This window comes from Fluctibacter corallii (assembly GCF_025751585.1).
In the GTDB taxonomy this organism is placed as follows: Bacteria; Pseudomonadota; Gammaproteobacteria; order Enterobacterales; family Alteromonadaceae; genus Fluctibacter_A; species Fluctibacter_A corallii.
On the sequence record NZ_JAOWKX010000005.1, the window covers coordinates 95625 to 121158 of the forward strand.

Genomic DNA, 25534 nt, shown 5'->3' on the forward strand with positions numbered 1-25534 from the left:
AGGTAATTCGGCGTCGAATGTGGTTGATTCTGCTGTAACAGACTAGCGTGTTTATTTGACCTTCATTCCAGGCTGTGCGCCTTCATGAGGTTCAAGAATCCATAAATCAGAACCGCCTGGTCCTGCGGCTAATACCATACCTTCAGACAGGCCGAAGCGCATTTTACGCGGTGCTAGGTTTGCAACCATCACCGTTAACTTACCTTCAATATCTTCAGGTTGGTAGGCAGATTTAATGCCCGCGAAAACTTGCTTTGTTTCGCCGCCTAAATCAAGTTGTAAACGCAGTAGTTTGTCTGCGCCTTCTACATGTTCTGCTTTAGCAATTTTGGCGATACGTAAGTCGACTTTGGCGAAGTCGTCGAATGTAATGGTATCTGCAATTGGATCTTTTGCCAACGGGCTATTCGGATCGATAGCAGGCTTGGTTTCAAGGCTTTCTTTTGAATCTTCAACCATGGCGTTTACTTTATCCATATCTACGCGCTGCATTAGCGCTTTAAATTTATTAATCTCATGATTTAGCAGTGGAGCTTGTGCGCCTTCCCATGTAAGAGAATCATTCAAGAATGCTTCCGCTTGCTCTGCCAATTTTGGCAATACAGGCTTGAGATAAATCACAAGAATTCTAAACAGGTTAATCCCTAACGAGCACACATCGTGAGTGAGGGTTTCTTTGCCTTCTTCTTTGATGGTAACCCAAGGCGCTTGTGCATCAATAAACTGATTCGCTTTGTCTGCTAACGTCATGATGTCGCGAATAGCGCGGTTATATTGACGCTTTTCATAAGACTCAGCTATGCCCTCAGCAGCCTGTTTAAATTCATTTAATAAGGTCTCATCAATAATATTTGATGATAGGGTGGCATCGAATCGTTTTGTGACAAAGCTGGCGCAGCGGCTCGCAATGTTGACCACTTTACCCACCAAATCTGAATTCACTTTTTGCGCAAAGTCTTCAAAATTTAAGTCAATATCGGTGACGCCATCGCTGAGTTTAGACGCGAAGTAATAGCGCAAGTATTCTGGATTGAGGTGATCCAGATAAGTACGTCCCTTAATAAAGGTTCCACGTGACTTCGACATCTTCGCACCATTAACGGTTACAAAGCCGTGTACGTTGACACCAGTTGGTTTGCGCAGACCCGCGCCTTCAAGCATGGCAGGCCAGAACAAACAATGGAAATAAGTGATGTCTTTACCGATAAAATGGTACAGCTCTGCATCAGAGTCGGCTTTCCAGAATGCGTCGAAATCGAGATTATGCTGGTCACAGTAGTGCTTAAAGCTCGCCATGTAACCCACTGGTGCATCAACCCAAACATAGAAGAACTTGTTAGGCGCACCTGGGATTTCGAAACCAAAATACGGCGCATCGCGGCTAATATCCCACTGTTGCAACCCTTCTTCGAACCATTCTTTTAATTTGTTAGCGATTTCTTCTTGAAGCGCACCGCTCACCAACCAATTTTTTAGCATCTCTTCGAACTTGGGTAAATCAAAGAAGAAATGCTCCGAATCTTTCAGAACTGGCGTTGCGCCCGACACAACAGAGCGTGGATTTTTCATCTCTGTCGGGCTGTAGGTAGCGCTACACACATCACAGCTATCACCATTTTGATCCTCTGCACCGCAGCTTGGGCAAGTTCCCTTTACAAAACGGTCGGGTAAAAACATCTGTTTTTCAGGGTCGTACAGTTGGCTGATAGTACGTTTACTGATATAACCCGCATTATCTAGCTTGGTGTAGATATCTTCACACAGCTGCTTGTTTTCTTCAGAGTGAGTGACGTAGTAATTATCGTATTCGATGTAAAAGTCTTGCAGATCTTGATGGTGCTCAGCGCGCGTTTGCGCCACCATTTCCTCTGGAGTAATACCAAGCTCCTGAGCTTTCAACATAACTGGCGTGCCGTGGGCATCGTCTGCACAGACGCTGTAACATTCGTGGCCACGCATTCGTTGAAATCTTGCCCAGATATCAGTTTGGATATGTTCAAGAAGATGACCCAAGTGAATCGAACCGTTCGCATAGGGAAGTGCGCTTGTAACAAGAATTTTACGTGGCGTATTTGACATGTGTACTTTGCTAGTCTTTGTAGTTTAAAAAAGGACGCAAATAGTATCGAAAATACGCGTACATTGCATCTGCAAAATAGGGGAGTTTGATGGGATTTTTTAATTTTTCAGGTTTTAAAAAAGCGCCGTCTATCGATATGGACAAATTAACGCAGGGCGTGGCTGACTTTTTTGCATTAGACACTGCCGATGTCAGTGGTTGGATATCCGTCAACAAAGGCGACGTGATAGTGGCGTTTCCGTTTGCTTGTGAAAGCAAGTGGTCAGGGTTACGTGAGGCATTGAATGCCCTTGGTATAACAGCAGATAATGTGCAATTCACCACCGAAATCGAAGCAAAAAAGGCGCTTAAACCACGAGTGCCAGGTATAAAAAACATTATTGCAGTGGCGTCGGGTAAGGGCGGCGTCGGCAAATCGGCTACCAGTGTCAATCTGGCGTATGCGCTGATGCAAGAAGGCGCAAAAGTTGGAATTCTAGACGCTGACATTTATGGCCCTTCTGTACCAGTTATGCTGGGCAATCCAGACTCTCACTTAGAAAGTGACGACGGTAAACATATGTTTCCTGTTAACGTTGAAGGCGTGTACGCTAACTCAATTGGATACTTGGTGCCGTCTGAAAATGCCACAGTATGGCGAGGGCCAATGGCCAGTCGCGCGTTTCAGCAGCTGCTAAATGAAACCCGTTGGGGAGAATTGGACTACCTCATTGTAGACATGCCGCCAGGAACAGGTGATATTCAATTGACCTTATCGCAGGCAATGCCAGTAACTGGAGCGATTGTGGTCACAACGCCACAAAACCTAGCATTGGCAGATGCTGTAAAAGGCATCGCTATGTTTGAAAAAGTAGACGTGCCTGTGCTTGGGTTAATAGAGAATATGAGTTTTTATCAATGCGGGCAGTGTGGTCATCAAGAACACATATTCGACAATGGTGGTGGTGAGAGTTTAGCGAACAAATATGACACGCAATTGTTGGGTGCATTGCCGCTTGATACACAAATTCGTCAACATGCTGATGCGGGTAAGCCATTGTTGGTGCGTGAAAAAGACGCTGCCATTAGTGTTGAATATCGTCGAATCGCACGACGCTTGTCGTTAAATTTAGCCATGCTAGGGGACAAAGATAACGATAATCGCATTCCTATTGTAGAAAAACATTGAACAAAGAAGGCTTCGCTTTCATAATTTGCGTCAGCCTTCCTATTAGAATTTCAAAAAGAGCCCAAATCATGCGCTTATGTGATAAGGATATTTATCAATATCTTCAGGATGGACGTATTACTATCAGTCCACAGCCTGACTATTCCCAAATCAGCGGCGTAACCGTTGATGTTCGTCTTGGTAACACATTCCGTGTGTTTCAAGATCATGCCGCGCCATTTATTGATTTAAGTGGTCCTCGAGAGCAAGTGCAAGAAGCATTAAACTCGGTAATGAGTGACGAAATTGAACTGCCTGATGACAAGGCATTCTTTCTTCACCCGGGAGAGCTTGCGCTTGCGGTCACCCATGAATCCGTCACATTGCCCGACAACATTGTCGGCTGGCTCGATGGTCGCTCATCGTTAGCGCGGTTGGGGTTAATGGTACACGTGACTGCGCATCGTATCGATCCGGGTTGGCATGGCAACATTGTGCTGGAGTTTTTCAATAGCGGTAAATTGCCATTGGCACTTAAACCAAAAATGAAAATTGGTGCGATCAGCTTCGAAATGCTGTCAGATCGCGCAGAAAAACCTTATAACGCTCGCGTAGATGCCAAATACAAAGATCAGAGCAGCGCTGTCGCCAGCCGTATAAGTGCTGACGAAGAGCGAAAAATGTAGCTGAACAAAAGACGACAACGGGTTGCAACGAAACCAACTGTGATTCGGTAAAACAAAAAGAGCGGCCAAAAGTCGCTCTTTTTGTATGTAAAAACAGCAAACAGACGGGTTTACGAAAATTAACCTCAAAAGGCCATTGCATTAAGGTCAAAAATAAGTAGACTTTATCGCTCTTCGGTCGGTGTGTAGCGCAGCTTGGTAGCGCACTGTCATGGGGTGTCAGGGGTCGGAGGTTCAAATCCTCTCACACCGACCATTTAATCCCTTATAAATCATGCATTTATGCAACCCTGACAAATTTGCCAAAATAAAGCGTCCCATTTCCGTCCCATTTCCGTCCCCTTATACAGTATTACAAAATCGCCAATTCTGCGGCTTCAACACGCGTCCATTGCACGTGATTTTCAGTGTAAATCTTCGTTGTTTTTTCATCTTTATGCGCCATTCGTCCAGACGGGCCTATTCCAGAGTCTTTAAACAATTTTGCTGATAAAGCTCGTATCTCATGGAAGGTGGGTCTTTCTTCTTTATTAAGATCCTTACACGCCTCAATTTCGTCTCTTACTTTACTGAACTGCCGACTAATATACTTACTCGAAACTTGAGTTTGCTTTTCTGCTTTTGTGTCTATGACACTAGGGGAATTGCAACTAAAGAGCTACTAAGTAAAACCAAATGAGATGTCGTTAAAGAGATAACGCATGAAAAATACCAGCATTTTTGCAGGAATTTATAGTGCATACTACGGTGCTTAATTAATAGCAAAGAGGCACAGACATACATTTAGAACGACAAATACTCATTGGAAAGATAGAGCTGTTAAGCAAGAGTTTTCGACCGGATATTGACATTACACCCGAGCTCTTGATAGCAGCAAAAGTGATATTAGCGGAGATCCGCGAAGAACTTAAACCAGTAGAGATTGCGACAAAGGTTTCGTTTATACAAACAAGCACTGATTAGAGATAGGAAACATAGCTATATGTGAGCAAAATCTTCCAAATCTGAAAAGCATATAGGCTTGTTTAGGTGGTGAGGCTCTTGTTCCTTTCGGGACTAAAGTGGCAGTAGATGATAATGCTCAGGCTGGTGTAAAAGCATCATGGCTTAAAGAAATGTTCATAGCAATTGGCTATAGGCCACGTAAGCGATGATATGACAGATGTTTACATAATACCTGATCCACAACGATTGACCGATGCGTTGAAAAACCTATATAAAACAGTTCCTCACCTTGGATATAAAAAATACATATAAAACATCGAATCTTTACTTGTTGAGTTATAGTAAAGATGTGATATTCTTTACTTGCAAGTAAATGGTAAAGAGGTTCTTATGGCTAAAGTAAGTGCAAAAAGGCAAATAACACTACCTATCGAGCAATGTATGATAGCGCATATTAATGCAGGTGATGATGTTGAAAGCTTTGTTGATAGACAAGGTGTAATTTCAATTGTTAAGAAACAATCTGGCGCAGCAAAAGGCTTACTCAAAGGAATAGCTACTAACACGGATGTAAGCGAACAAGAATCACTAGAGAGTATGCTAGATAAATGATAGCGATTGATACAAATGTATTGCTTCGCTACTTGTTGCAAGACGATGAAAAGCAAGCCAATAAAGCGGCTAAATTGATTTTAGGCACTCAACCTGTTCTGGTAACTGATGTTGTATTAACAGAAACGATCTGGACACTAAAAGGCAAGCGTTACAACCTAAGCAAAGAGCAGATTATTGATGTTGTTCACGCACTTTTTGCTGAGCCAAATTTGACGTTTGAAGATGGTCAGGCGGTATGGGGTGCTTTAAAAGATTTTACCAATGCCAAACCTATTAAATTAGGTGGCAAGACAAAGCAAGCAGACTTTCCCGATGCGTTAATAGTTAACAAAGCAAAACGGCATGGTCAGTTAAATAAAGATGAAGTATCAACTATTTACACGTTTGACAAAGCAGCGTTAGAAATAGACGGTACTGAGCAACCTTAAAATAGAAATGTGAACTAATGGATTTAAATGTTGTTATTGAGTTGGGAGATAAGCCTCTTTTAGAACAATCGAAGTTAGCTAATCAGTGCTAACAAGCATGAGGTATTTTGGACAGAATCACAAAATGAAACACAACCAAGCAGACAACGGCTGTGCCTGCTTGGTGCGTGGTACTACTTAGTTTCCTGATTGATTTTGCTCTGTACGTTCCCACATTTGTAAGTAGGCTTCCGCTGAGCGCATAACGGAGGTGTATGTGCTGTGAGTACCCACATTTTTCAAGTCTTCAATGTGCTCTGCTAGCATGCCATAGTGGGCCACGCCTTCGGTGTTATAATCGAATACGCGGTTGCCAGTGCGTTGACGATCGAATACGTATTTACCATCAAAAGAGGTAAATGGATATTGAACACCATCATTGGCATTATCGGCTCTGGGGGCAGCTTGTCTGGCAATTCCGTTTACGTCGGTTGAAAAGCCCACGCCAACATAATAGGGGTATTTGTTGGCTAGTTCCAAATAGGCGTCAATACGGTTGCTGAGTGATTTTACGCTTCTATTCATTACTGCCATAAAGCCGCCTAAGGCTGCCATACGGTCTTGCAGCCCCGTCATGCTGCCATTTTCACCTAGCGGGGTGTGGCTATGGCTGGTGATTAATCCCGAATAGTTGCGTTGTTCTGCGATTTCAAGAACGGCGTTGGTGGTGTCGGGTGACATATGATCAATTTCAATCATGATGTTTTTGTCCATCATACGATTGATCAAAAATGCGCCAAGCTCAGATAAGCCGTCAGCATTGCAGTGTTTATGACTTTGATCATAGTCGGGCTGTAATCCCAAACTTTGCAAAATGCTACTAAGTACCGGAACCTGACCAATAAGCGGGAAGCCATTCGTCATGTTTGCGCCTTCTACGCCATATCCACATCGCTGAGTGTCGAAGAAGTTTCCGGTTGACAGCGCTTGCCCGAGGTTTAAGAAACCATCTTCAATCTTCGCACCGCCAAAGCGATTGTCAAAGCGGTGAATGGGGAAAAATACGCGTATGCCGGCATCGTAATATTCATCTAATTGCTGATTAATCGACGCTTGTGTGCACCCTGTGTCTTTTTCGCCGCAGTCAAAAGACTCCGACACTTCCATTCCCATGATAACGGCCAGCTTGCCTTCACTAATGACTTGGCGAGCTTCGGCACTGCTTTTAACGATGCGGAAAAAACCTTGACCGGGACCGCCTTGTTGGGCATCAATGTAGTTCTGCATTTCATTCATACGACGAATCTGCAATGCTACGCTGTCTGTGGTCACGCAACTATTCGGATTAATCCAACTGGCTGGGTTAACGGTTTTTTGTGCATTGCACAGTACTTCGTTTTCGACCAAGTGACTAACCAGTACGCGCAAGCCTGCTTTGTGCGCTCGCTCAATCCACTTGTAGTAACTTTGTTGGTGCGAGATTTGGCGATGGTTCGGCCAGAAAGGAAAATCAGGGTAACCACGGGTGTCGTATCGGTGGTTAACATCACCATAGCCCATGATATTCCCAATGATATCCAGCGCGCCACTTGGACCATGAATATCTTGGCTGTCATCTAAGGCTTTGGTAATGCCATAACGATGAAAAGGACTGCCGTGCATGAATTTTCCGCCCATAAATTCATATGACGTAATATGCGTATGCGCATCAACAAAGCCAGTGACTTCTTCACCAACTTGCGGATGATTATCGGGTAAACCTGTGTCTGCCAAATTAAGTTCTGCTTCAGGGTAAGGCGCGCAGTCTGATTTGGGCACTAGTTCAAATCGTGTCTCTGTGTTGGCAAAAAACGGGGGTAAAAGATTAATGAAAATCAATCCGCCGTCCCATTTTTTATGGCGTAAATCTAAATTCATAATATGATTGAAAAAGCTGAACTCTTTGCCGTTGCTGCCCGCATGCGCTGTGATTTTCCATTCGTTATACGGCCCTGGTGACTTACCCGCAGACACCTGATAGGGAATGTGTGAACCTAAATAACGTCCGTCTTGGTCTGTCACCATGTAGTGAGAAAAATCAGTGGGTTTGAAGTAAAATTGTGCCGCTTGCATGTCTGATTGGGTGCTAAATTTGTAACTTAGCCCATCTCGCACTGGGCCTCCAACGTTAACGCGCTGTAGATATTTGCCCGTATCGGGTGATTTAATCGCATAGCAACCTTGTGCCAGTGCAAATACGTCTTGTTCATTTGCATTTGCAGAGAGCGTTATTCCTGAGAGTAATGTCGCCTGTGTACACAGCAACAAGGCAGAGAGTCGTGAGATCATCGGAGGGTTTCCTTGTGTTGATTGAGTGTTCTCAGGGTAAAAAATTAGACCAGAAATGAGAAATGCACCACTTTGATGCGGTGAATTGAGTATGCTTGCGTACATTCAGTGAAAATAATCGGTTTGTTGCGGGTTGTGTTCTGAGCTTAGGCGATAGACATTCAAGCTAAATGCAGTACGAACCCGCTGATAAACCACTGACATGGGCTAATAGGAAGCGATAAGTTTGCGCCCTACATACCAACCACTCAGTGCACTGATCGCAGAGACACACGTGCCCCACGTCCAATCTTTGATAGTGATAGAAAGGGGCCAATCGGCAATGAGCGCATAATTGGTCAGGTTATATGCGCCATACGCGCCCAAACCCAATAATGCACCAGATAACCCGATGTTAACCCATGCTGTACTGCTTTTAGAATCGGGGGAATCGCTAAGACTGTCTCGCAACCCTGGCATAACTACCAGGTATTGAATCACAAAACTGTAAACAAGGTAGAAGGTGACCCAAGGCCAAATAGGTGGGTTTTCACGCATCATCGAGGCCATCGCTTCCTGATAAGACGACTTGGCAATGAGCCCCAGCCAAATACCATCGGCAATTAAGTAACTGCCAATAATTCCTGAGTATACTGCTACCCACACTCTGAATTTACACATACGCTTGCGCTCGCAATGGTGCTGCCATTAAGTCGATGGGGGACTGTGGAATACGGGTGTACCGAAATATAAATGCAACATCTTCTTGCTGGTGGCTTAATTGCAGTTCAAGCAACCTGAGACCGCGCTCTGCAAAATCCTTTGCTCTGGTATTCCAGCCTGCGTTCCAACTCTGACGTGCAGCGTCTAAATAATGTTGAATGCGCTCAATTCTGAGGCGACTGTTACGATCATTTCGAGTTTGATCCACTTCTGACAGTCTGTTTTCTAACAGTACTAGCGTATTGGGTTTTACGGTTACAGTATCATCGACGTCTTGCTCGGCACTCACGAAGGCTAGCGCCGAAGTTGTGCATAATCCTATTACGAAGATAATAAATAGCGATCTCACAATCTATTCCTCTTTGCGAAAATGGTATTTAGTTAACTGGGTCGCAGGATTAATACCAACTTGATAGTATTTCTCTAACTTTTTGAATTACCAATAGAAAGTGTGTTTTTCGTTTTGAGGACAAGCGAGATGATTGATATCTCGTGGGTAAAATTTACGTAACGTAGGCATATTTTGCAGAATCTCATCCGATGAGATGGGTGTTGTGGTGAATCAATCTGGGTAAAGCCGTGCATTTCACGGTAAAACTCTCTAAGGTTAGGGTTTTAGGAATGTAGGACATCATCGATGATGAGAAAGGTTGTAATTTTGGTGTTACAGGGGCTATTAGCAATAGTACCTATCACTGTCACGATTTACTTACTTGTTTGGATATTTGGCAGCATTGAGTCTCTACTTACTCCTTTTATACCTTATCGCTGGTATTTTCCAGGTTTAGGACTACTTATCGCATTATTCGCGATGGTGATAATGGGATTATTAGTTAATGCCTACATTTTCAAGATTATGCTAACGTGGTGGGAAGGGGTATTTGAGAAAATTCCTGTTGTAAAAACCTTGTATGGCACGCTGAAAGACGCAGTGAATCTGATTAGTATTGGCAAGGAGCAGCGAATGCAGTCGGTGGTGTCTGTAGAAATCAACCCAGATACACATCTAATTGGCTTCATAACCAGTCAGGAAGGAGCCCAATCTCTGTTTAACGATCAAGATAAGGTTGGTGTGTATATCCCGTTGAGTTATCAAATTGGTGGGTACACCGTGTATATCGATAAATCGCGATTAACGCCGTTAAATATAGATGTAGAAACGGCGATGCGGATATCTTTGACTGGCGGGACGCGCGCCACCGATGAAGCTGCGCTTACGCCTCTACAGCCAGAGGCACAAGCTCATAAAAATAAATAGAATCAAAGTACGGTGATTAGCCACCAGATTTAGACGGTGGCGTGGTCTGTAGCATGCCTACTTCAAGCATAGGGGCTGCGTCTATTTCGTCTGCATCCATCATTTTTGCGATACGCTGCATCGTAGCCACTAATTGAGTCTGTTCCCATTCTTCTAGCTTCTCAAACCGATGGATAAAGTGTTCTTGAAGTGGTTTGGGCGCTTCGGCTAATACGAGCTTGCCTTGTTCTGTAAGATGGATGCCCACTTTACGCTTATCTACACTTGAGCGAAGGCGGCTCACAAGATTTTTCGTTTCTAATCGATCTAAAATGCTGGTTACGGTTGCGGAGCTGAGGTTAATGTTTTCCGCGACTTGTTTCACCATTATGCCGTCTTGCGCGGCAATTTCCTGCAATACAATAAGCTGAGGGCTAGTTAGACCTGTTTCTTTACTGAGCTTTTTTGAGTAGAGGTCGATTGCTCTGATCACCCGTCTCAGGGAAACCAACAATTCATCATACTTTTCCATGGTCATATGTCACTTTTCTTATTTGTTCGAACTCTATCAAATGTGTTGTGTGAATCAATGAAAATTATCCTTCAATTAGTCATCTCGCATCGAACTCAAACTAATATGCACATAATCTGCACCAATGAATAAGCGAATTCGGTTAATTCAATGAAACGTGACGAGAAATTGTTAACAGAAAATTATCGGGTTAGCACCCTTGTATCTTAGAGTATACGTTCAAAACCTGATTCACACTTGATTGTTTGGTGATATTGTGACCATAATATAATTAGAGTACGAATTAATAGAGAAGAAATTAATAGTTTGGCTGGTATTTTGTGCGGTACTCCACAAAACGCATCAGCGAAGTGAAAAAGGTTTAGTAGAGAGATGAAACTCAGCAATACGTTGCACGATGTAATCAAAATAACGAAAGAAAAAGTCTGTTTGTGGTTGTTGCTAAAAGCCTATGGCATGACTCAGCGCCAATCGGTTTCCACCACGCCTGCGCGCAGGCCAGCGAAAGTAGGAGCATCTGCACAAGTCAGGGAGGCGTAATGAGTTACGTGTCGTTGGCGATGTACTTTATCGTCATGTTGGCGATTGGCTTGTTTGCATACCGAAAATCTACCGATGATATGTCAGGGTATATTTTGGGCGGCAGGCAAGTGAGCCCTCAGGTGACTGCGTTATCTGCGGGAGCGTCTGATATGAGTGGCTGGATGTTGATGGGGCTGCCCGGTGCTATGTTTGTTATGGGGTTTGACACCATGTTCATCGCGTTAGGCTTACTTATTGGTGCATTGATGAATTATCTGGTGGTTGCACCGCGGTTGCGGGTATACACGCAGGTAGCAGATGATTCTTTAACGCTTCCTGAGTTCTTTTCCAAACGCTTTGGTCATGCAAACAAGCAGGTCAGAATGGTGTCTGCTGCCATTATTGTGTTGTTTTTCACCCTTTATACGTCTGCGGGTCTTGTGGCTGGTGGCAAGTTATTTGAGTCTGCATTTAATGTTCAATACGAATGGGGTGCTGTGATAACCGTCGCGATTGTTGTGATGTACACCTTATTAGGTGGATTTCTAGCCGTCAGTCTGACGGATTTCGTGCAAGGGTGCATCATGTTTGTTGCGCTGATCCTTGTGCCAGTCGTGGCCTTTACTCAGTTTGAAAGTGCCAGTGAGCTTACCTATTTTGCCAAAGAATCAATTCCGAGTATGCATGAAGCATTATCGGGGTTAACCGTGATGGGGCTGATATCTAGTCTGGCATGGGGATTAGGCTACTTTGGCCAGCCCCACATTATTGTTCGTTTTATGGCTATTCGGTCGGTTAATGATGTGTCGACGGCACGTAATATCGGTATGAGCTGGATGGTGGTGACGATTATTGGCGCTTTAGCCACGGGCTTGGTGGGCGTTGGGTATGTTCAAAAGTTTGGTATTGCGTTGAATGATCCTGAAACGATTTTTATTGTGTTTTCTCAAATCTTGTTCCATCCGTTGATTAGTGGGTTTCTGTTGGCTGCCATTCTTGCCGCCATTATGAGCACGATTTCGTCGCAGTTATTGGTTAGTGCGAGTTCATTAACGGAAGATTTGTTATCAAGCGGCAAGCGAAGCGAAAAGCGAGCAGCTGTCGGTAGCAAACAAAAAGTCACGATAGGCAGAATCGGGGTGGCAGGTGTAGCAACGGTAGCGTTGCTACTGGCTCTCGACCGCTCTAACAGCGTGTTGTCACTGGTGAGTAATGCATGGGCAGGGTTTGGCGCAGCGTTTGGGCCATTAGTGCTGTTCAGTTTGTATAAACAGGATTTAACACACAAAGCTGCCTTGGCAGGTATTGTGTCGGGTGCATTAACCGTACTCTTTTGGATTTATGCGCCAGTATTGGCGGGCGGCGAAACGCTCAGCAGTGTACTTTATGAAATAGTGCCAGGGTTCATCGTGAGCAGCATCGTGATTTGGATGATGAGTGCGATGGATGAAGAGCCTGAAGGCAAAGTGGTTGCGCAGTTTGAGAGAACAGACAAGGTATTGGCTGAGCTAAAACAGCAGCCCGCGACTTAGAGCCAACTATTTAGCGTAAACGCCTGAGCAGACCGCAATACATGAATGAGTTTAAGAGTAGAGTATGAGTGAATTTAACTGGAAACGTATAGTCATTAAAGTGGGTAGTGCCCTTATTGCGCCCAATAAATCAGGATGCAGTAGTCATTATCTGTTGAGCATTGCACAGTTTATTGTGCGATGCAGAAGTAAAGGTATTGAAGTGGTGTTGGTTTCATCTGGTTCGGTTGCAGCCGGCGCGCACCTATTCGATGATATTGATAATGTACCGATTGCGACGAAAAAAGCCATGGCGGCCGCAGGTCAAACTGAAATGATGGCCACATGGGATAAGCTGTTTGACTTTCCGTCAGCGCAAGTGTTGCTAACTCACGCAGACTTACGCAATCGCGATCGCTACGTCAGTGTTAAAGAGACCATTGCCACGTTATTAAGCAACGGCATTTTGCCAATCATTAACGAGAATGACACCGTTACAACAGACAAGCTAAAAGTGGGAGACAACGATAACTTGTCTGCCATGGTAGCCGCAGCCGCAGATGCCAATGCGCTGATCATTTGTTCTGATATTGATGGGTTGTACGATAAAAACCCGCACTTGCATGAAGATGCAAAGTTAATCTCTTGGGTGAGTAAGATTGACGCTAGCATTTATTCGATGGCGGGCGGCGCAACGAGCAGTGTGGGGACAGGCGGCATGCGCACCAAAATTGAGGCTGCGGAAAAGGCCACATCAAATGGCATCGATACATTCATTATCAATGGGTTTACCGAGCTGTCATTCAACATGTTGTTGCAAGGCAAGAACCCTGGCACGCACTTCCAACCATTTGAGCAGCCGATGCAGGAGAATGTGCATTGGATGACCCATACCTCGAAGGCCCAAGGTGAACTCGTCGTTGAGGGAGACTTCAATGAAACGTTAAACGAAGGGGTAGAGGGCCTGACAGCCGATGAGATTGTGGAGGTCAATGGCGACTTCGCCGTTGGCGACACGATACTTGTCAGGCGAGATGATGGCACCAAATTAGTAAAGGCAGAGGCAAATTATAGCAGCTGTTTATTAAGTTTTCTGACACGCCACAGCGAGCATTCTCGCTATAACGAATATATGCAGAAAACAGGACCAATTATTTCAGAAAAGAATTTAGCCGTACTGGAGGAAAAATGAGTTTAATTACTGAATTGGCAAGAGAAGCAGCGATTGCTGCACAAACGCTGTCGATTCTTGACGAAGAAAAGAAAAATGACGTGTTGATTGATATGGCAAATGCGCTACGTTCCCATGAAGTGCTCATTTTCCATGCCAATCAAACCGATTTGCACAATGCACAGCAACAAGGTTTGAGCGAAGCGATGATCGATCGCTTGACCTTAAACACTGACCGCATCGAAGCGATGGCAAAAGGTATCGAGGATATAGCGAACTTGCCAGATCCTGTTGGGATTGAACGTAAGTTGGGCACACGACCAAATGGCTTAGAAATCAGTAAAATGCGCGTGCCACTGGGCGTTGTATGTATGATTTATGAAGCAAGACCCAATGTGACTGCCGACGCTGGTGCATTATGTTTCAAATCGGGGAACGCGGTAATACTTCGAGGCGGGAAGGAAGCCTTGAATTCCAGCAAAACTATCGCGAGTATTTTGCAAGAGGTATTAGCTGAACACGGATTACCTACCGCACTGATTACTGTCGTTCCCGATCCCGATCGTGCGTACATGATGGAATTGATGGAGCAGCGGGATTTCATTGATGTGATAATTCCTCGCGGTGGCGAAGGCCTGATCAATTTTGTGACCGATAACAGCAAAGTGCCGGTGATACAGCACTTTAAAGGCGTTTGCCACCTGTATGTAGACAAAGACGCAGACTTAGATGTTGCCCTTGAATTGCTCCTAAATGGTAAAACACAGCGCACTGGCGTGTGTAATGCACTGGAAGGGTTAATTGTTCATAAAGACGTTGCTGATCTATTTTTAACACGCGCAGCGTATGCACTTCAGCAGAAGTCTGTCACGGTGAATGCGTCCTCTGACGCGGCAAAGTACTTTGATAACGTTAATGTGATCTCTGATTCAGAATTTGGTGAAGAGTACTTAGATTTAGAAATTGCGGTGACTTTGGTTAATACTGTAGATGAGGCTATGACGCATATTCGTCGCTTTGGTAGCCATCACACTGAGGTAATATGTACCAAAAATGAGCAGACAGCGCGCCTGTTTCAACGCGCAGTGGATGCGTCTGTGGTAATGGTGAATGCATCGTCACGATTTTCTGATGGCTCACAGCTGGGATTGGGCGCAGAAATTGGTATCGCCACTACCAAGCTGCATGCATACGGGCCGATGGGGCTAGAAGCACTGACGACCGAGAAGTATTTAGTGTCAGGAGAAGGGCAAATTCGAACTTAACGATTTTGGGAGCAGACATGCTGGATATTACGCAAAAAATTGCTTTGGTTGGCACAAGCCAAAGTGCCGCAGCCCTTATTAGTGGCTTAATAAAGCAAGGTATGTTGCGTGAAAATATACTTGTCTGCTCTGAAGACGAAGAAGGGCGGAGATTTTTTTCCGAAAAGTTCTTTGTACGCGTGTCGAAAGATATCGGCTCGGCTATTGCATTTGCTGATGTGGTGGTTTTGGCCGTACCGCCATCAATTACAGCTGAATACACCATCATGTTGAACGATGAGATGGAAGCGCAGCAAATGCACCCACTTATTATTACTATCATGGCTGGCATTACAGCGTCAGAGGTCAGTGAAGCGTTAACCAGTTCGGAGCGTGTAGTGGCTGCTATTCCTAATATGCCGTCAGCAATATGCAAAGGTGTGATTGGGTTATATGCGTCTGAAAAGGTCGGTATTGATGATGTTTCGACCACCGAGCGTATAATGTCTGCCCTTGGCGAAACTCTTTGGGTTGAGAGTGAGAATGAGATGCCAGCGCTCGCAGCTGCGAATGCGGGGTTGCCTGCCTATTTTCTGATGTTTATGGAAGCGTTGGAAAAAGCCGCTATAGATCAAGGACTTGATCCGGCAACAGCAAAAACTTCTGTTTTACAAAGTGCCATTGGAGCAGTTAACATGGTGAAACGAAGTTCGGAATCGTTGTCTACGCTTCGGGGTAAGCTCACGTCTGCCACAAACGGGACAGAATCGGGAGTGGCTAAGCTTGAGCAAGGGCAGATAGATGAACTGGTCGCCATTGCGTTAAGTTCTGCCGCATCCAGAATGGAGGAGCTATACTCGAAGCACTCGACAAATATCCATTAGCCAAAAACGGGTGTCAATGAGTGTAAATGAAATAGAAGCTCTACTGCTTCAAACCTTTGCGTTTTTCGCTGAGCATCGCTTGCTCACCTCTATCATCATCGTCATTCTTGCTCTGGGCGTTAAGCGCTTGGTGGTGCGCAGAGTGCGCAAACGCAGCACGCTGCGTGGTGAAGACCGACGCCATCAAATCAATACGTTTAAGCAACTATATAACGCGTCAATTATTATTTTCCTATTGATACTTTGGTCTTCCGAAGTGCAAAGTTTTGCAATATCAATTGCCGCCTTTACGGTAGCCATTGTACTGGCGACAAAAGAGTTTATTCAGTGTTTTTTAGGGTTTATTTACTACTTGGGCGCTAGGCCATTCAGAGTGGGAGATTGGGTACAGCTTAATAATCAGGTTGTCGGTGAGGTAGTAGAAATAGACTGGGCAAAAGTCGCGCTATTGGAAGTAGATGCTGAATCATTCGAGTACACCGGTAAGCATCTTTATGTACCAAATAGCCATATTGTGACGCAAATGGTGAAAAACCTGAACTTTCTTCGTCGCTACTCAATGCATGAGTTTTCAGTCACCCTTGAGCCCACCGTTAATATTTATCCGTTTATGGATGAGGTGTTAGAAGCTGCGATAGAGCACTGCCAGCATTTTAAAGACGTTGCTGAGCGCTACAAGGGGCTTATTGAGCGAAATTTGGACGTTGAATTCATTACGATTGATCCACAAATCGTTATTAACACTAATCAATATGCAAAGGTTGTAGTCAGTGTTTCACTTTTTTGTCCGACAAAAGAAGCATTTACATTACAGCAAAAAATTACGCAAGACTTGATGGCCAGAGTGTTTGAAGCCCAAGAAGCACAGGTAAAGTTACTGCATGGCACCGTCTCAACGCTGCCTGCTCAAATTTAGGTATTTAATCGCTCAATTTAAGAGGGAATTAGTGTTATCACCTTGATTTATAAGCGGTAATGTACACACTTTAGTGAGGCCAGAGTATCGTGTTGGTTGACAGGGAGATGGCATGCAGAGTGACTTTCGAGGAGATTTACGTGAGCGCGCACCGCTAGAAAAAGGCTTTTTGCGGGTTACCACACCGTTTGAAGCCTTTTTTAACAGCCAGACATCAGCTGGGCTAGTATTGGTGATTGCTGCCATCATTGCGCTTTTACTTGCCAATTCTGATTTTTACCCCATTTACGCGGAACTTAATAAAGCGCCACTGAGTGTGTCGCTTGGTTCTTTTGAGTTTTCTCATTCTCTTCACTATTGGGTCAATGATGGCTTGATGGCGTTTTTCTTTTTCTTGCTGGGTTTAGAAATAAAGTATGAAGTGCTAGTGGGTGATCTTTCCGATGCTAAAGATGCCTCGCTCGTTATCGCTATGGCGTTGGGCGGGATGATTTTTCCTGCCGCAATGTATGTGTGTGTGTTGTCATTTTTGGGCGCCGATGCTTGGCGAGGGTGGGGGATTCCCATGGCAACGGATACGGCCTTTGCGCTGGGAATATTGGCGTTGCTTGGGTCTAAAGCGCCACGTTCAGTCGCGGTTGCACTCTCTGCGCTGGCTATTGTGGATGATATGGGCGCTGTGGCTGTAATCGGATTGTTTTACACGGAAAATATTGAGTTATCAATGCTGTTTAATGCGGCGATAGTGTTTGGCATTTTGGTCGCAATGAATCTGGTGGGAATTCGCAGGCCAATATTTTATTTTTTTGTTGGTGTTGTGCTTTGGTGGTGTATTTTACAGTCTGGCGTGCACGCTACTACTGCGGGGATTTTAACTGCCCTAACCGTGCCGACAAAGCCGTATCTCGGTACCCAATGGTTTAGCCGACAAATGCGCGCCTTGCTTAAGCGATTTGATCGTATTGATCAGCCGGGCCAATCAATTGTTGAAGACCGTGAACAACATCATATAGCAGAGCAAGCCGAACGGCTGGCTAGACGAACCACGTCACCAGTATTGAAGTGGAGTCATACACTTGATAGACCGGTTGCGATGTTTATTTTACCTCTTTTCGCTTTTCTTAATGCTGGCGTGATTATCCCCAATGAACTCAATATCGGCGCAGATTCTGCGGTGCTGGTAGCCGTGTGCTTTGGGTTGGTATTTGGCAAAGTGATGGGGATTACACTGTTTGCCTGGGCCAGTATGAAAATGGGCTTTTCGCGCTTGCCTTCGGACATGACGTTTGCTCATGTCGTAGGCTTGGGCTGTTTGGCTGGTATTGGTTTTACTATGTCATTGTTTATAGCCGCACTCGCGTTTGCCGACATGCCTGAGCTTCAAGCACAAGCTAAACTGGGTATTTTAGCGGGCTCGCTGATGTCTGGAATATTTGGCGTTGCTGTGTTTATCGTCACGAGTTCTACTCATAACAAGAAGGAACCTATCCATGGCCGCTAAATCGTTACTAAAAAATGCAGCGTTGCACTATTTATTGGGTGCAAGTTTAGCGTTAGGAATCGGCATTGCGCTGTTTTCAATGCTTGGCCTGTGGTTTATTGGCGCTCTGATGGTTTGGACAGCGTGCGCGCTGGGTATTGTTTCAGCAGCCTATTTTTTTAGTTATGGGCGATTATTTCGTAAGCGTCATGATGGGCGCATTCCTATTTGGGCAAAAGTTGTATTTCTACCGTTTTTTATTGGCATTCATATTTACAACAGAATTGCTCGATTTAAAGATGGAACAGACGCCCTGCACAAAATTACCGATGGCTTGTATTTAGCCCGAAGAATTACTCCTCTCGATATACCGCTACTCATTGAAAAAGAGATTGGTGGCATTTTAGACGTAACGGCTGAATTTGATGCGTTGCAGTTTACCGCTTATGAGTTGGAGGTGGATTATTTGAATATCCCTGTTCTTGATCATGACGTGCCAAGTGAATCCCAACTAATCAAAGCCCTAAATTGGATACATCAACATCGACGTAAAAATCAGAATGTGATTGTGCATTGTGCGCTAGGAAAAGGGCGCTCTGGCATAACTGTTCTCGCTTATATGGCAATGATTTCCAAAAATCAGCCCCTTGAAGACGTGGTGGAGTATGTACAGCAACAAAGCGAACGGTTTAGTCCAAATAAGAAGCAAATGCGCTGGCTAGAACGGTTGCATAGCCAAGAAAAATTAGCATTCGATCAGCATGCTTACCTTATCGTTAACCCTGTGTCTGGCGGTGGTAAATGGGATCAGTATAAGCTTGAAATATTGAGTGTGCTAGAAGCATACCTAGACGTAACGATACACGAAACAAAGGAAAACGAATCGTTAGAAGGCGTAGTTAACGATGCAATCAGCCAAGGTGCAAACCTGATTATTGCTGCTGGTGGAGATGGAACATTGACTGCCGTGGCTGAAGCGTTGATAGATAAAGACATTACCTTTGGGGTAATACCGCTCGGCACGGCAAATGCATTGTGTCAGGTTTTGCTAGGTGCTGAATTTTATACCCAGCCTATCGAAGCCAGCTGTAAGGCAATTATTGAGGGACACACGCAAACCATTGATGTGGCAAAATGTAACGGTAAACTGTCTTTGCTGATGGTGGGATTGGGCTTTGAGCAACGCATGATTGCCTATGCCGACCGTGATGAGAAAAACCACTCTGGTGTTGGCGCATATCTACAAGGGTTTTTTCATGCAGTGGGTGAAAATGAGGCCTTTGAGGCAACCCTAACATGCGATGATTTACCGTCACAGACCATTAAAACGGTCAGCCTTGTTGCTGCCAATGCAGCCCCGTTTACCAGTGTTTTGGCGCAAGGTGGCGGGAGACCAGATTTGACAGATGGACAACTCGATTTAACATGGTTAGAGGCGACAGCGCATCCTATTTCAAATATCGCTAATCTTATGGATTTATGGTCAGCAGGCGCGTCTGAATCGAGTTCGTCTGGTGTAGGTCATCAACGTGCCAAAACAGTCAAAATAGAAACCTCTCCGCCGCAAGACTATGTGATTGATGGAGAGCTTGTTGGAAAAACCCCCATTACTGTTGAAACGTTACCAGCAAGCTTACGTATTCTGGTATCTAACGACAGTGAAGTATCATTAAAAGAACAATAATTTAATGAAGAAGTTCGGTGCATTTGTGCGGTTATTGATTATTTCTTCAATGACCAAATTGGCAGACCTGTTGGTATCACCTAAAACAACGCTTCCTTGGCTTATTACTGCAACGGGCGCGCCGTCGTGGTTAATTCCTATGCTTGTACCTGTTAAGGAGAGCGGCTCGCTGCTACCTCAGTGGATACTAAGAACCACACTCGTGCACCAATTTGAGAATCGAATGACTTTTTGGCGGATTGGTATGGCTGTTCAAGGGATAGGGATTGTCTCTCTCGTGCTCAGTGTGTTTTGGAGCGATCCCATGTGGTTATCAGTCATTTGGATCTTGCTATTGTTCGCAATCGCCTTTGGGCGTTCAATTTGTTCATTAACGATGAAAGATATTCAAGGAAGCAATGTTGAAAAGGGCCGGCGAGGCCGCCTCGTTGGCGCAGCGTCTTCCATATCGGGTGCACTGACGATAGTGACATCGCTGGCGTTGCTGTGGTTTGGTGATAAAGACAACGTATTGGCTGTGAAACTCTTGATTGTTTCGGGTGGGGCACTGTTTCTATTCGCGATGTTACCCTCGCTAGCGATGCAAACTCGTATTGATGATGCTAAAGAATCGTCTCCGAGGCTTCGGGAGATATTTGCTGTCGTGAGTGAGAATCAGGCTTTACGCTCGCTTATTATTAGTCGCTCTTTATTATTACATTCCGCGCTCGTTCTGCCTTTTATTGTAGCGCTGTCGGCATCGACGGAGCGCTTTGATTTGCCTATTTTCATGATTTTGTCTGCCATTGCCTCGTTGCTTAGTTCTTACGTGTGGGGGGCATTGTCGGACAAAAGTGCCGTGCTGACGCTCAAGATATCGTCTTTTATCTGCGTGATAGCTGCTATGGGAGCTGGTTTTTTAGAAAGCAATGCCGTGCCGCTGTATGCATATATATGCTTTTTTACCTTAAGTATCGGTCATGCGGGTATTCGTACTGGGCGCAAAACCTATATTCTCGATATTACAGAAAAGGGTGAAAGGACGACCTACGTCGCCATTGCCAATACCTTGGTTGGTGTAGTGCTACTGCTTTTAGGTGGGGTTTACGCATTACTCGAAAATGCTTTAGGCTCAATGGTTTTGCTGGTGATGGCTACGGTGTTAGTACTTGGCTTTCTGCACACATTTATGCTTGCACCAGAAAAGTAAATGACAGTGTAACATCTCTTACACACTTTCGACTTTAGTGGATTCTGCTATCGACCAACCGCATCCGTTACTTTTTCCGGTGTACATTGCTTTGTCAGCTTCGGCAATCAGTTCGTCCACGGTTTTACCATGCGTGCCGTACAATGCTGCACCGATGCTAGCACAGGCGTCAATATTGATAATTTTTCCTTCATCAGACTCAACCGCGTAACTATCTTGAATCATGTCAAATTTGCTGCGTACTAAACATTCTAACTCTTCTACATCTCCGACATTTTTTGCGATCATAACAAATTCGTCTCCGGCATATCGAGATACGAAATCAGAACTACGCTTAAATATATTAAGCCGAGCACCAATCGCTTTGAGAATTTGATCGCCAACTAAATGACCATGGTTGTCATTAATCCCTTTAAATTTATCTACATCAAAAAATAACAGCGCAAATGGTGTGTTGTATCTTTCACCATCACTGATCATTTCTTTAATACGCTCATCAAAGGCTTCTCGGTTAGGTAACATGGTGAGGGGATCACGGCGTACCTTTTCTTCAAGACTTTTGAGTAGTTGGAAACGTTCTCGTGAAAATCGCACACTGCGTTTTAACAAGTTACCCGTAAGTTCTGATTTTGGGATATAATCTTGTGCTCCTAGTTGAATGGCATCATAACCGATGCTTTCTTCTTCATAGCCTGTTAACACAATGATTGGGTAATCGCCAGCAAAGCGTTTAACACGAATTAATGTATCAAGCCCGCGACTTTCCTGAAGGTTCATGTCTGAGATAATGACATCAGGTGGCATAATGGTAATGGCTTTTTCAAGTGCGTCTAAGGTTAAATAGCTTCGTAATTTAAAGTCTTGCATACCTGAATTTGCCATGAGCCGCTTAACAATGTATGCATCTTCCTCGCTGTCTTCTAAGAGATATATGATAATTTCACGCATGTTTTTTTCCTTTTTTAGGAAAACGGCAAAACTTAAACCAATAACTTGTCAGCGTAGCAATGAGTTCATTCAATTCTTTGGCTGAATCGGGTTTAGTTAGATATGACTTTACACCGAGTTGGTAGGCGGCCTTTACATCACTGTCGCTGCTAGATGTGGTGTAGGTGACTATAACCAACTCGTTAACTGAGTCATTCTCATTAAGTATTTCTAACACGTCTAGTCCGCCCAGTTTCGGCATATTTAAGTCAAGTAGAATAACTGAATCTCTGCAATCATTATTCTCGAGATAGTGAATTAATTCTTGCCCATCATTAAGTACGATAATATTCGTGTCTGGTTTCAATGCGCCACATGCACTTTTAAAAAAATAGACATCGTCGGGATCATCTTCCACTAGAATAATCTTAGTCATCTTTTTCTCCCGGTTGCGGCAACGTAATGACAAATTCGGCACCAATACCCTCTACAGGTTGTTGGCAACGAATATCTCCATCGTGTGCTTTGGTAATTTGCCTGCAAATAGTTAAGCCAATTCCTGTTCCAGCTAGATTTTTAGCTGAGTGTAGGCGATAAAAAGGGTCGAATATTTGTTGAATAAATTTGCTGTCAATGCCAATGCCGTTATCTTTATGATGAAGTATGGCTTCTGCTGTGGTTAATTCTGCTGAAATATCAATATGGGGTGTGCGCTCTTCAGGGCAGAATTTAATACTGTTGCTGATTAAATTCTGGAATAGCTGAATCATCAAGCTTTCATCGACATACAGCTCAACATCGGGGCTTTTCACATTAACGACCGTATTGGTATCCTCAATTAAGTACTCCAATTGATCACATGCGCGCTCAATAATGCGGTTTAGCTTAATGGGATAGATTTGCACATCGGTTGTATAGATACGAGATAAACGCAATATATCCTGAATCATTGTGCGCATTCTGGTTGCTGCACCTTGAAGGCGTGACAATTCGAATTTCGCATCTTCGTCGTTATCAATCACAGGTGCGAGCCGCGTGCTGAGTGAATCTGAAAATGCGGTAATTTTTCTTAGTGGCTCTTGCAAGTCATGAGAGGCAACAAAGGCAAACCGCTCTAAGTATTCGTTGGATTGTTTCAGTTGAGCAAGTAGCATCACGTTTTCGGTTATATCAACAAATGTCCCTAGCATGACCGCGCCGTATTCTGGGTCAAAATGTCTGATGCTACTGTCAATTGACTTACACCATACCCATTTTCCAGATTTATGTTTTGCGCGGTATTCGATTGCTATAAGCGCCCCCTCTTCAGCCTCTTTTACGTTGTTGATATGCTCGGTCACTTTGCTTTGATCATCTGGGTGAATATGACTTGTCAGTTGTTTAGAGTGGGAAAGGTCGTCAAACGTATAGCCTAAAATATCGGTAAAACGTTTATTAATTTGAATGTATTTGGGCGACGCTATGTCATAAAGATACAGTCCGCACACCGTGGAATTGATCATTTTGAGTAAGAATTTTTGGTAGCTCTCGAGGGCTTCTTCCCCTTTTTTCTGTTCAGTAATATCAATCGCCGTGCCCACTATTTTTTGCACTTTTCCTGCACTGTTGTATATAGGATAAAGGGACGTCTGGTACCAACAGGGTTTTCCTCTTAACGGTATTGTTTCTTGGTAATTAATTGCAGCATTTTGTTCTACACATTTTGAGTAATTATTGTGTAAATGCTTCACTAATTCAGAAGGTAAGTATGAACCAGCCAATTCGAATAAGGGCTTACCAATAATATTTTTAACAGGAACATCCATACGACTCGCTGCCGTTTGGTTAAACTCTGTGAAAACAAAATCGTAGAGTAGGGTAGGGTCAGGCTGATCGTGAATCACATCAATCACCCATATCGCATGGTTCGCCCCCTCGTAAATGGTGTTTAAAAATTCGGTTTTTTCTGCCACTTTTTGTTTTAGGAGCTTACTTTCTTGAATGTAACGTAATGAACCTGACATGGTGATAGGCTCGTGCTTTTCGTTCATAATACTGTTGCCGATAACATTGAACCAACCGTATTCACCTAGCTTGTTTCTGCCCAAGTATTCAACAGATAGCTTTTCCCCTGTTCTAAAGTGCGTGTCGAGTGCTTCCGCAATGATGTCTTTGTAATCTGGGTGAATGTGAGATTTCCACTTCTCAATACTGGGCTGTTCACTGATATTGAACCCAATCATTTTCGCAAATGAGGGGGACCAAAACATACTGTTATCTTTGATATGCCATTCCCATATTCCGTCATCGGTTGCATTTATTGCACGTTCAAGCTGTCTGTGGGATTCAAGTAACTCTCGTTTAATTTGGCGATATTCCGTTAAGTTTTTTAGTGTAATAATCGTCGTGGGTGTATCGTTATATCGTTCTCTTACCATGGTCATTTCTGTGGGTATGATGTCACCGTTTCCACATTTAACCTGAACAAGGATTTGTTTTTTAAATTGAGTTTGTGATTCAAGTTCTGAATTTGCACTGCCCGTAACTTCAGAGGCAAAAATATCGAACATATTTTTTTCGAGTAGCGCGTCTTTCGTATAGCCAAATTCTTCAAGAAAGAACTTGGTAGAAACCAAGAATTTATTTTCTTTACCCACTATCGCAGCACTGATTGGTAGGCTGTCCAACATAAAGTTAGCTAAGTCTTGCTCTTCAATTTTTGCCATTAATTTCGCTCTATTCAATGACGCCTCATCGAGTTCGCGCTTAATTCCCTCATATTGGCTAGGCGAGGGAAGCATAATCGCGTTTGGTAAAATACGAAAAACATACACTGCGGTAATGAATGAAACGACTGCTGTTGCAAGCTTTGCTAATCCGTGCGCACCGTACACGCCTTGCCATACTGTATAAATCCCAAAAAGGTGGGTAATGCCGCATAGTAAAATAAATGCAGAGAATAAAAACAGCACACGGCTGTTGCCAATATCAGGACGCTTGTGGGAAAAAATCAAAATCGCGACCGGAATAGAAAAATAAGATGCCGCGATAACAAAATCGGAGAGCACATTTGTCCATAGTATATGAGGCTGCCACAAATAACAGTGACCGTGGGGCATGTAATCGCCTCTTAAAAAAGAGGTCAATAGGCTTTCTTCCATTTTCTTACTACACCGTTAAGGGACGTAACTTAAAAGATAGCAGTGTTTGGAAAATCAACAGCGAAACCGTTAAATTTCACACTCTTGCGTGCGAATTATCTAATGTTTTACGTTAGACTAGGCCGTGTATGAAATCGATATAATCTATTCGTGCCACGAAAGCGCGTTCTAGAGATTGAAAAACACC

General features: G+C 44.0%; 22 protein-coding genes and 1 tRNA gene. 15 read left to right on the plus strand and 8 right to left on the minus strand.

The genetic code is table 11. The features are described 5' to 3' along the window. Positions 1 to 51 precede the first annotated feature (51 nt). Positions 52 to 2079, minus strand: coding sequence for a methionine--tRNA ligase (metG, locus tag OE749_RS10570; protein ID WP_263712427.1), 2028 nt, complete (start codon positions 2077 to 2079; stop codon positions 52 to 54). 137 nt (positions 2080 to 2216) lie between these two features. Between metG and apbC the strand changes: the two genes are divergently transcribed. The 5 genes from apbC to OE749_RS10595 all read left to right on the plus strand — a co-directional run bounded on the left by apbC (position 2217) and on the right by OE749_RS10595 (position 5901). Beyond that, complete coding sequence (gene apbC / locus OE749_RS10575) at positions 2217 to 3248, plus strand: iron-sulfur cluster carrier protein ApbC (protein ID WP_404828173.1); 1032 nt, start codon at positions 2217 to 2219, stop codon at positions 3246 to 3248. 68 nt (positions 3249 to 3316) lie between these two features. After that, positions 3317 to 3913, plus strand: a complete 597-nt coding sequence (dcd, locus tag OE749_RS10580) for a dCTP deaminase (protein WP_263712429.1) — start codon at positions 3317 to 3319, stop codon at positions 3911 to 3913. A gap of 179 nt (positions 3914 to 4092) precedes the next feature. Further along, a tRNA-Pro gene (locus tag OE749_RS10585) sits at positions 4093 to 4169 on the plus strand. A gap of 1079 nt (positions 4170 to 5248) precedes the next feature. Continuing rightward, the gene (locus tag OE749_RS10590; protein WP_263712430.1) at positions 5249 to 5470 is read left to right on the plus strand and encodes an AbrB/MazE/SpoVT family DNA-binding domain-containing protein; all 222 of its coding nucleotides are present in this window, start codon (positions 5249 to 5251) and stop codon (positions 5468 to 5470) included. Next, entirely contained in the window at positions 5467 to 5901 is a 435-nt protein-coding gene (locus tag OE749_RS10595) for a PIN domain-containing protein (RefSeq protein ID WP_263712431.1), read from the plus strand. The genes OE749_RS10590 and OE749_RS10595 overlap by 4 nt, the downstream gene beginning before the upstream one ends. A gap of 177 nt (positions 5902 to 6078) precedes the next feature. Here OE749_RS10595 and OE749_RS10600 read toward each other — a convergent pair whose 3' ends face one another. The 3 genes from OE749_RS10600 to OE749_RS10610 all read right to left on the minus strand — a co-directional run bounded on the left by OE749_RS10600 (position 6079) and on the right by OE749_RS10610 (position 9259). Then, positions 6079 to 8208, minus strand: coding sequence for a membrane dipeptidase (locus tag OE749_RS10600; RefSeq protein ID WP_263712432.1), 2130 nt, complete (start codon positions 8206 to 8208; stop codon positions 6079 to 6081). Between the two features lie 207 nt (positions 8209 to 8415). Further along, the gene (locus OE749_RS10605; protein WP_263712433.1) at positions 8416 to 8868 is read right to left on the minus strand and encodes a DUF2177 family protein; all 453 of its coding nucleotides are present in this window, start codon (positions 8866 to 8868) and stop codon (positions 8416 to 8418) included. Then, positions 8861 to 9259 (minus strand): hypothetical protein, encoded by a 399-nt coding sequence (locus OE749_RS10610; protein WP_263712434.1) that lies wholly within the window; start codon positions 9257 to 9259, stop codon positions 8861 to 8863. The genes OE749_RS10605 and OE749_RS10610 overlap by 8 nt, the downstream gene beginning before the upstream one ends. Before the next feature lie 288 nt (positions 9260 to 9547). Between OE749_RS10610 and OE749_RS10615 the strand changes: the two genes are divergently transcribed. Then, on the plus strand, positions 9548 to 10168 hold the full coding sequence (locus tag OE749_RS10615) for a DUF502 domain-containing protein (protein ID WP_263712435.1): 621 nt from the start codon (positions 9548 to 9550) through the stop codon (positions 10166 to 10168). Positions 10169 to 10184: 16 nt separating this feature from the next. Here OE749_RS10615 and OE749_RS10620 read toward each other — a convergent pair whose 3' ends face one another. Next, positions 10185 to 10679, minus strand: a complete 495-nt coding sequence (locus OE749_RS10620; RefSeq protein ID WP_263712436.1) for a MarR family winged helix-turn-helix transcriptional regulator — start codon at positions 10677 to 10679, stop codon at positions 10185 to 10187. 372 nt (positions 10680 to 11051) lie between these two features. Here OE749_RS10620 and OE749_RS10625 point away from each other — a divergent pair, with 372 nt between their 5' ends. The 9 genes from OE749_RS10625 (at position 11052) to OE749_RS10665 (ending at position 21280) form a co-directional block, all read left to right on the plus strand. Next, complete coding sequence (locus tag OE749_RS10625; protein ID WP_263712437.1) at positions 11052 to 11219, plus strand: hypothetical protein; 168 nt, start codon at positions 11052 to 11054, stop codon at positions 11217 to 11219. Continuing rightward, positions 11219 to 12733, plus strand: coding sequence for a sodium/proline symporter PutP (putP, locus tag OE749_RS10630; RefSeq protein ID WP_263712438.1), 1515 nt, complete (start codon positions 11219 to 11221; stop codon positions 12731 to 12733). Before OE749_RS10625 ends, putP begins: the two co-directional genes overlap by 1 nt. Before the next feature lie 64 nt (positions 12734 to 12797). After that, complete coding sequence (proB, locus tag OE749_RS10635; RefSeq protein WP_263712439.1) at positions 12798 to 13904, plus strand: glutamate 5-kinase; 1107 nt, start codon at positions 12798 to 12800, stop codon at positions 13902 to 13904. Beyond that, on the plus strand, positions 13901 to 15148 hold the full coding sequence (locus tag OE749_RS10640; RefSeq protein WP_263712440.1) for a glutamate-5-semialdehyde dehydrogenase: 1248 nt from the start codon (positions 13901 to 13903) through the stop codon (positions 15146 to 15148). Before proB ends, OE749_RS10640 begins: the two co-directional genes overlap by 4 nt. 17 nt (positions 15149 to 15165) lie before the next feature. Then, positions 15166 to 16011: a pyrroline-5-carboxylate reductase family protein gene (locus OE749_RS10645; protein WP_263712441.1), complete on the plus strand. Its 846-nt coding sequence runs from the start codon at positions 15166 to 15168 to the stop codon at positions 16009 to 16011. A 16-nt stretch (positions 16012 to 16027) separates the two neighbouring features. Beyond that, positions 16028 to 16927: a mechanosensitive ion channel family protein gene (locus tag OE749_RS10650; RefSeq protein ID WP_263712442.1), complete on the plus strand. Its 900-nt coding sequence runs from the start codon at positions 16028 to 16030 to the stop codon at positions 16925 to 16927. A 112-nt stretch (positions 16928 to 17039) separates the two neighbouring features. After that, positions 17040 to 18428 (plus strand): Na+/H+ antiporter NhaA, encoded by a 1389-nt coding sequence (gene nhaA / locus OE749_RS10655; RefSeq protein ID WP_263712443.1) that lies wholly within the window; start codon positions 17040 to 17042, stop codon positions 18426 to 18428. After that, positions 18418 to 20091 carry a diacylglycerol kinase family protein gene (locus OE749_RS10660; RefSeq protein WP_263712444.1) on the plus strand — a complete coding sequence of 558 codons (1674 nt, stop codon included), beginning with the start codon at positions 18418 to 18420 and terminating at the stop codon, positions 20089 to 20091. The genes nhaA and OE749_RS10660 overlap by 11 nt, the downstream gene beginning before the upstream one ends. 4 nt (positions 20092 to 20095) lie before the next feature. After that, positions 20096 to 21280: an MFS transporter gene (locus OE749_RS10665; RefSeq protein WP_263712445.1), complete on the plus strand. Its 1185-nt coding sequence runs from the start codon at positions 20096 to 20098 to the stop codon at positions 21278 to 21280. Positions 21281 to 21298: 18 nt separating this feature from the next. Here OE749_RS10665 and OE749_RS10670 read toward each other — a convergent pair whose 3' ends face one another. The 3 genes from OE749_RS10670 to OE749_RS10680 are packed head-to-tail and all read right to left on the minus strand — an operon-like array spanning position 21299 to position 25305. Further along, on the minus strand, positions 21299 to 22228 hold the full coding sequence (locus OE749_RS10670; RefSeq protein ID WP_263712446.1) for a GGDEF domain-containing protein: 930 nt from the start codon (positions 22226 to 22228) through the stop codon (positions 21299 to 21301). After that, the gene (locus tag OE749_RS10675) at positions 22221 to 22643 is read right to left on the minus strand and encodes a response regulator (protein ID WP_263712447.1); all 423 of its coding nucleotides are present in this window, start codon (positions 22641 to 22643) and stop codon (positions 22221 to 22223) included. The genes OE749_RS10670 and OE749_RS10675 overlap by 8 nt, the downstream gene beginning before the upstream one ends. Then, positions 22636 to 25305, minus strand: coding sequence for a PAS domain S-box protein (locus tag OE749_RS10680; protein ID WP_263712448.1), 2670 nt, complete (start codon positions 25303 to 25305; stop codon positions 22636 to 22638). The genes OE749_RS10675 and OE749_RS10680 overlap by 8 nt, the downstream gene beginning before the upstream one ends. Between the last annotated feature and the right edge of the window lie 229 nt (positions 25306 to 25534).

Excerpts from the sequence above, each read along its gene's own strand:
- metG (WP_263712427.1), bottom strand. The coding sequence starts at position 2,079 with ATGTCAAATACGCCACGTAAAATTCTTGTTACAAGCGCACTTCCCTAT.
- apbC (WP_404828173.1), top strand. The coding sequence starts at position 2,217 with ATGGACAAATTAACGCAGGGCGTGGCTGACTTTTTTGCATTAGACACT.
- dcd (WP_263712429.1), top strand. The coding sequence starts at position 3,317 with ATGCGCTTATGTGATAAGGATATTTATCAATATCTTCAGGATGGACGT.
- OE749_RS10590 (WP_263712430.1), top strand. The coding sequence starts at position 5,249 with ATGGCTAAAGTAAGTGCAAAAAGGCAAATAACACTACCTATCGAGCAA.
- OE749_RS10595 (WP_263712431.1), top strand. The coding sequence starts at position 5,467 with ATGATAGCGATTGATACAAATGTATTGCTTCGCTACTTGTTGCAAGAC.
- OE749_RS10600 (WP_263712432.1), bottom strand. The coding sequence starts at position 8,208 with ATGATCTCACGACTCTCTGCCTTGTTGCTGTGTACACAGGCGACATTA.
- OE749_RS10605 (WP_263712433.1), bottom strand. The coding sequence starts at position 8,868 with ATGTGTAAATTCAGAGTGTGGGTAGCAGTATACTCAGGAATTATTGGC.
- OE749_RS10615 (WP_263712435.1), top strand. The coding sequence starts at position 9,548 with ATGATGAGAAAGGTTGTAATTTTGGTGTTACAGGGGCTATTAGCAATA.
- OE749_RS10620 (WP_263712436.1), bottom strand. The coding sequence starts at position 10,679 with ATGGAAAAGTATGATGAATTGTTGGTTTCCCTGAGACGGGTGATCAGA.
- OE749_RS10625 (WP_263712437.1), top strand. The coding sequence starts at position 11,052 with ATGAAACTCAGCAATACGTTGCACGATGTAATCAAAATAACGAAAGAA.
- putP (WP_263712438.1), top strand. The coding sequence starts at position 11,219 with ATGAGTTACGTGTCGTTGGCGATGTACTTTATCGTCATGTTGGCGATT.
- proB (WP_263712439.1), top strand. The coding sequence starts at position 12,798 with ATGAGTGAATTTAACTGGAAACGTATAGTCATTAAAGTGGGTAGTGCC.
- OE749_RS10640 (WP_263712440.1), top strand. The coding sequence starts at position 13,901 with ATGAGTTTAATTACTGAATTGGCAAGAGAAGCAGCGATTGCTGCACAA.
- OE749_RS10645 (WP_263712441.1), top strand. The coding sequence starts at position 15,166 with ATGCTGGATATTACGCAAAAAATTGCTTTGGTTGGCACAAGCCAAAGT.
- OE749_RS10650 (WP_263712442.1), top strand. The coding sequence starts at position 16,028 with ATGAGTGTAAATGAAATAGAAGCTCTACTGCTTCAAACCTTTGCGTTT.
- nhaA (WP_263712443.1), top strand. The coding sequence starts at position 17,040 with ATGCAGAGTGACTTTCGAGGAGATTTACGTGAGCGCGCACCGCTAGAA.
- OE749_RS10660 (WP_263712444.1), top strand. The coding sequence starts at position 18,418 with ATGGCCGCTAAATCGTTACTAAAAAATGCAGCGTTGCACTATTTATTG.
- OE749_RS10665 (WP_263712445.1), top strand. The coding sequence starts at position 20,096 with ATGAAGAAGTTCGGTGCATTTGTGCGGTTATTGATTATTTCTTCAATG.
- OE749_RS10670 (WP_263712446.1), bottom strand. The coding sequence starts at position 22,228 with ATGCGTGAAATTATCATATATCTCTTAGAAGACAGCGAGGAAGATGCA.
- OE749_RS10675 (WP_263712447.1), bottom strand. The coding sequence starts at position 22,643 with ATGACTAAGATTATTCTAGTGGAAGATGATCCCGACGATGTCTATTTT.
- OE749_RS10680 (WP_263712448.1), bottom strand. The coding sequence starts at position 25,305 with ATGCCCCACGGTCACTGTTATTTGTGGCAGCCTCATATACTATGGACA.